Source organism: Mycobacterium sp., assembly GCF_049280035.1.
Classification (GTDB): domain Bacteria; phylum Actinomycetota; class Actinomycetes; order Mycobacteriales; family Mycobacteriaceae; genus Mycobacterium.
The window spans coordinates 1-5,198 of sequence record NZ_JBAPPI010000304.1 but is presented as its reverse complement, the minus strand read 5'-3'; the positions used below and the strand labels follow the sequence as shown (position 1 = coordinate 5,198).

6 protein-coding genes and 1 pseudogene are annotated in these 5,198 nt (G+C 65.9%); 4 read left to right on the top strand and 3 right to left on the bottom strand.

Annotation, left to right across the window (positions count from 1 at the left end; genetic code table 11):
• Together WAN71_RS10205 and pknB are read left to right on the top strand one after the other, a co-directional pair.
• Nucleotides 1–384: pseudogene (locus WAN71_RS10205) on the top strand (serine/threonine protein kinase); the annotation flags it as partial.
• Nucleotides 384–2,264, top strand: a complete 1,881-nt coding sequence (gene pknB / locus WAN71_RS10200) for a Stk1 family PASTA domain-containing Ser/Thr kinase (RefSeq protein WP_422225219.1) — start codon at nucleotides 384–386, stop codon at nucleotides 2,262–2,264. The pseudogene WAN71_RS10205 and the gene pknB, both read left to right, overlap by 1 nt.
• Here the strand turns inward: pknB and WAN71_RS10195 are convergent.
• Nucleotides 2,242–2,937 (bottom strand): aminodeoxychorismate/anthranilate synthase component II, encoded by a 696-nt coding sequence (locus WAN71_RS10195; RefSeq protein WP_422225218.1) that lies wholly within the window; start codon nucleotides 2,935–2,937, stop codon nucleotides 2,242–2,244. The genes pknB and WAN71_RS10195 overlap by 23 nt on opposite strands.
• Nucleotides 2,938–2,974: 37 nt before the next feature.
• A complete protein-coding gene (locus WAN71_RS10190) occupies nucleotides 2,975–3,826 on the bottom strand; it encodes a DUF881 domain-containing protein (RefSeq protein ID WP_422225217.1) in 852 nt (283 codons plus the stop codon).
• 91 nt (nucleotides 3,827–3,917) lie between these two features.
• Here WAN71_RS10190 and crgA point away from each other — a divergent pair, with 91 nt between their 5' ends.
• Both crgA and WAN71_RS10180 read left to right on the top strand, forming a co-directional pair.
• Nucleotides 3,918–4,199 (top strand): cell division protein CrgA, encoded by a 282-nt coding sequence (crgA, locus tag WAN71_RS10185; RefSeq protein WP_422225216.1) that lies wholly within the window; start codon nucleotides 3,918–3,920, stop codon nucleotides 4,197–4,199.
• 155 nt (nucleotides 4,200–4,354) lie between these two features.
• The gene (locus tag WAN71_RS10180; protein WP_422225215.1) at nucleotides 4,355–4,771 is read left to right on the top strand and encodes a PH domain-containing protein; all 417 of its coding nucleotides are present in this window, start codon (nucleotides 4,355–4,357) and stop codon (nucleotides 4,769–4,771) included.
• A gap of 20 nt (nucleotides 4,772–4,791) precedes the next feature.
• Here the strand turns inward: WAN71_RS10180 and WAN71_RS10175 are convergent.
• Nucleotides 4,792–5,198 (bottom strand): peptidylprolyl isomerase (locus WAN71_RS10175; protein WP_422225214.1); only part of this gene is annotated, 407 nt, incomplete at its 5' end.

Here is a 5,198-nt window from a genome sequence, read left to right as displayed (position 1 = left end):
GCAGTCAACCCCACCGGCCGGGCTGCCACCGCCCGTCGGACCACCGGCGGTCACCGCACGCAGCCGCCCCGGCGCACCTTCTCGTCCGGTCAGCGTGCGCTGCTGTGGGCTGCTGGGGTGCTGGGCGCACTGGCGATCATCATCGCCGTCCTCATCGTCATCAACTCGCACGACAACACCTCCCAGCAGCAACCGTCCGCACCGACGGTGACCGACACCGGGCAGCCGCCCAGCAAGCCGGGGCCGGCTCCGACACATCCGACGAATTGGACGGATCGAGGGGTAAGAGGTAATGCTGGACGGCAAAGCCAGCCGCCTCCGTACAGGCAGGCGGTCGCGCTGATCCACCCCCGCGCATTGCCACCCCGACACGAGACACCGTAATGACCACCCCGCAACACCTGTCCGACCGCTACGAGCTGGGCGAAATCCTGGGCTTCGGCGGTATGTCCGAGGTCCACTTGGCCCGGGATGTCCGGTTACACCGCGACGTAGCGGTCAAGGTGCTGCGCGCCGACCTGGCCCGCGACCCCAGCTTTTACCTGCGCTTCCGGCGGGAGGCACAGAACGCCGCCGCGCTGAACCACCCGGCCATCGTCGCGGTCTACGACACCGGCGAGGCCGAAACCGCCGCCGGCCCACTGCCTTACATCGTGATGGAGTACGTCAACGGCGTCACGCTGCGCGACATCGTCCACACCGAGGGACCGCTGCCGCCCACCCGGGCCATCGAGGTCATCGCCGACGCCTGCCAGGCGCTGAACTTTTCTCACCAGCACGGCATCATCCACCGCGACGTCAAGCCGGCGAACATCATGATCAGCACCACCAACGCGGTGAAGGTGATGGACTTTGGCATCGCCAGGGCGATCGCCGATAGCGGAGTCAGCGTCACCCAAACCTCGGCGGTCATCGGTACCGCGCAATACCTCTCTCCCGAGCAGGCTCGCGGCGATTCTGTCGATGCCCGCTCCGACGTCTACTCGCTGGGCTGCGTGCTTTACGAAATGCTCACCGGTGAGCCGCCTTTCGTCGGTGACTCACCTGTCGCAGTGGCCTACCAGCACGTCCGCGAGGATCCTGTTCCGCCGTCGCAGCGGCATGAGGGCATCTCCGCCGACCTCGACGCGGTGGTGCTCAAGGCGCTGGCCAAAAATCCCGAGAACCGCTATCAGACCGCCGCGGAGATGCGCACCGACCTGGTGCGGGTACACAACGGCGAACCCCCTGAGGCGCCCAAGGTTCTGACCGACGCCGACCGCTCGTCGCTGCTGGCGTCGACGCATCCCAGCGACTCGGCCGGGCCGCACACCGATCCGCTACCCCGCCAGGAACTCGACTTCGGCCGTGACCGCGGCTCCGGTTCGGTGACCCGCTGGGTCGTCGCGGTCGCAGCGCTGGCAGTGCTGACCGTCATCGTCACCATCCTGATCAACACCTTCGGTGGTGGGCTGCGCAACGTCCAGGTGCCCGACGTACGGGGCCAGGCGTCCGCTGATGCGATTGCCGCGCTGCAAAATCACGGCTTCAAAACACGCACCCAGCAGAAGCCGGATTCGACTGTCCAGCCCGATCACGTCATCGGCACCGACCCGGGCGCTAACGCCAAAGTTGGGGCCGGCGACCTGATTACCATCAACGTCTCCACCGGACCCGAGCAGCGCGAGGTGCCAGACGTGTCGTCGCTGAGCTATGCCTCCGCGGTGAAGAAGCTGAAGTCGGCCGGTTTCGGCCGCTTCAAGGAGGTCCACTCGCCGTCCACGCCGGAGATGAAGGACAAGGTCATCGCGACCAACCCGCCGGCCAACCAGACGTCGGCGATCACCAACGAGATCGCCGTGATCGTCGGCTCGGGTCCGTCGACCAAGCAGGTTCCCGACGTCGCGGGGCAGACCGCCGACCTCGCGCAGAAAAACCTCACCGTCTACGGGTTCAGCAAATTCAGCCAGAGCGCCGTGGACAGCCCCCGCCCGGTCGGTGACGTGCTCGGGACCAACCCGGCTGCGGGGCAGACCGTTCCGCTGGATACGGTGATCGACCTCCAGGTCTCCAAGGGCAACCAGTTCGTCATGCCGGATTTATCGGGTCTGGTCTGGACCGATGCCTACCCGCAGCTGCAAGCGCTCGGATGGACCGGCGTGCTGGTCAAGGGCTCCGACGTCGACGCCGGCGGCTCTCAGCACAACCGGGTGGTGTTCCAGAGTCCGTCCGCGGGTCAGGGTGTGAACAAGGACGGACCCATCACGCTGAAGTTCGGTCAGTAGCGGCAGCGCCCATCTCGGGGGAGTGCCGCACTGTAGCCAAACTGCTCATGACCTCGTTTTCCAGCCGTCGCACCAACTCGTCGTCGCGGACCTGACCGCAGTAGGCCAGCCAGTTGGCCAGCATTCGATGGCCACCTTCGGTGAGTATCGATTCCGGGTGGAATTGGACCCCATGGATCGGCAGCTCGGTGTGCCGCACGCCCATGATCACACCGCTGCGAGTGCGGGCGGTCACCTCCAGCTGAGCGGGCAAGGTTTCCGGCAAGATGGTCAGCGAGTGATATCGCGTCGCCGTAAAGGGATCCGGAAGTCCCTGCAGCACACCGACATTCGTGTGGAAGACGCTGCTGGTTTTGCCGTGCAGCAGCTCGGGAGCCCGATCCACGGTGGCGCCGAATGCGACGCCGATGGCCTGGTGCCCCAGGCACACGCCCAGCAGCGGGGTGTTCGCCGCCGCGCAGGCGCGCACCAAGTCGATCGATGCGCCCGCGCGTTCCGGCGTGCCCGGGCCCGGGCTGAGCAGGATCCCGTCGACTTCGGCGGCAATCGCGGCATGGTCGGACAGCCGAGCGTCGTCGTTGCGCCAAACCTGTGCCTCGACGCCGAGCTGCCCGAGGTACTGCACCAGGTTGAAGACGAAGCTGTCGTAGTTGTCGACGACCAAGATCCGCACCGTGCCAGGTTACCGTTGCACTCGTTGGCAGGCTGGGTCAGTAGCTGATCGGGCCGGCGGGCTGAGCGAAGTGCATCCGCACCGGCTCGCTGTACCCGGTTATCCGGACATCAGGCGTGACTTGCTCGGTGTAGCCGAGGCCGAACCGCACCACGTACTGCTTGTAGAGGCTCACCAGGGGAGCGGCGGCCAACGTGGCCTGCATGGCCGCCGCGTCGCCGATTGCGGTGACCTTATACGGCGGGCTGTAGGTCCGACCGTTGAGCAGCAGCGTGTTCCCAACGCAGCGCGGCGCCGAGGTGGTGATGACGCGCTGGTCCTGCATCTGAATCGCTTCCGCGCCGGCACCCCACAACGCGTTGAGCACGGCCTGGATGTCCTGTTGGTGCACCACGAGGTCATCCGGGGACGCGTCGCGCGGGAAGCGGCCGTTGGCGTCTCGCTGCGCGTCGTTAAGCGTCACGACTAGGCCCGGTCCGTGCACCGGGTCCAGACCGGCGTCACCGGCCAGCTCGGCGGACCGGCGCAGCATCGCTGCCAGCGCCGAGTCCGACGACCGCCCGTGCGTCGAGTCGATGGTGGTGGCCAGTCGATCCCGTTCGGCATTCAACCGGTCGACGTCGAACTGCTCCTGGCGGACCAAGTCGACCAGCCGAGGCGCGTCACTGCGCCGGATCTCGCCGCCACCGGACACCCCGTGCGTAGCGCCGAGCAGCAACCCGGCCAGCAGGCAGACCAGCGGGACGCCGACGCGCCACGGTGACGGGCGTGCCACCTGGCGACGATGCGGGCCGTGCAACGGCCCGAGGAGGAGGCGGGCAATCGATGTAGCCTCCCGGCGCGGGGTTGGCCCGCGGGCGCTGAACAGCCGGGCGATCCGTTTGGCCATCGGCATTCCGTTCGGTGCTGGTTGGTGCGTTAGGCTCGTCGTTGCAAACCCGCCCTGAATACCGTAGTCGCCGAGGCATCCCGAGGTAGAAATGCCCAAGTCCAAGGTCCGCAAGAAAACCGACTTCACTGCCCATGCGGTCAGCCGCACGCCGGTCAAGGTCAAGGCCGGTCCGTCCAGTGTGTGGTTCGTCGCGTTGTTCATCGGCCTGATGCTGATCGGCCTGGTTTGGCTGATGGTGTTCCAGCTGGCCGCCACGGGCCCCGACGCGCCCTCGCTGCTCAGTTGGATGGCCAACCTCGGCCCGTGGAACTACGCCGTCGCGTTTGCTTTCATGATCAGCGGCTTGTTGCTCACAATGCGGTGGCGGTAGCCATTGACGCGACCGTAATGAATTCATTTTCGGTCTGCGCGGTTACTGGGCCGGCAACCTCGGATCAAGTAGATCACACGCGTGTGATTCATCCCCATTGTTGATAGCGCTTGTGGATAACCCCATCGGCAGTGGTAGGCCCGCCTAGGAGCACCGTGCAGCAAACGCAATGGTCGCCGTCTTCAACCGGAATCGCAGCTTGCGGCATCGTCGGCATTGTGATGGCTATCGGTTGTGTGACTATCGTCACAGACCCCCCGGGGCGGTTACTGCTGGGTATTTCCGCGGTCGGTCTGATCTTGTTTGCAAGCGCGTCGTGGCGTGCGCGTCCCAAGCTGGCAATCACGTCCGACGGTCTCCGGGTCCGCGGATGGTGGCGGACGCAGCTTTTGCGGCCCGCCGACATCAAGATCATCCGAATCACCGAGTTCCGCCGGATTGGCCGCAAAATGCGGCTGCTCGAGATAGACGCGGAGGACGGCCGGCTGCTGATCCTCTCGCGTTGGGACCTTGGCACCGATCCGTTGCAGGTACTCGACGTGCTGACCGCGCACGGCTACGCCGGCCCCTGATCGGCTGCCGGGCAGCCCGTTCAGGAAATCGTGATCGATTCGATGACGACCGGTTCGGTCGGCCGGTCACCGTGATCGGTGGCAGTGGTGGCAATGGCCTCGACGACTTGCTGCGAATCGGTGTCGGCGACCTCGCCGAAGATCGTGTGTCGCCGGTTCAGGTGCGGGGTCTCGCCAACCGTGATGAAAAATTGCGACCCGTTGGTTCCCGGGCCCGCGTTGGCCATCGCCAGAAGGTAGGGCTTGTCAAACTGCAACTCGGGGTGGAATTCGTCGGCGAACTTGTAGCCCGGGCCGCCGCGGCCGGTCCCACTCGGGTCGCCGCCCTGGATCATGAAGCCGCTGATCACCCGGTGAAAGATTGCACCGTCGTAGAACGGGCCGGAGCTACCGCCGGAGGCGTTCTCGGTCGAATACTCCTTGGTGC

Excerpts from the sequence above, each read along its gene's own strand:
- WAN71_RS10190 (WP_422225217.1), bottom strand. The coding sequence starts at position 3,826 with ATGGCCAAACGGATCGCCCGGCTGTTCAGCGCCCGCGGGCCAACCCCG.
- pknB (WP_422225219.1), top strand. The coding sequence starts at position 384 with ATGACCACCCCGCAACACCTGTCCGACCGCTACGAGCTGGGCGAAATC.
- crgA (WP_422225216.1), top strand. The coding sequence starts at position 3,918 with ATGCCCAAGTCCAAGGTCCGCAAGAAAACCGACTTCACTGCCCATGCG.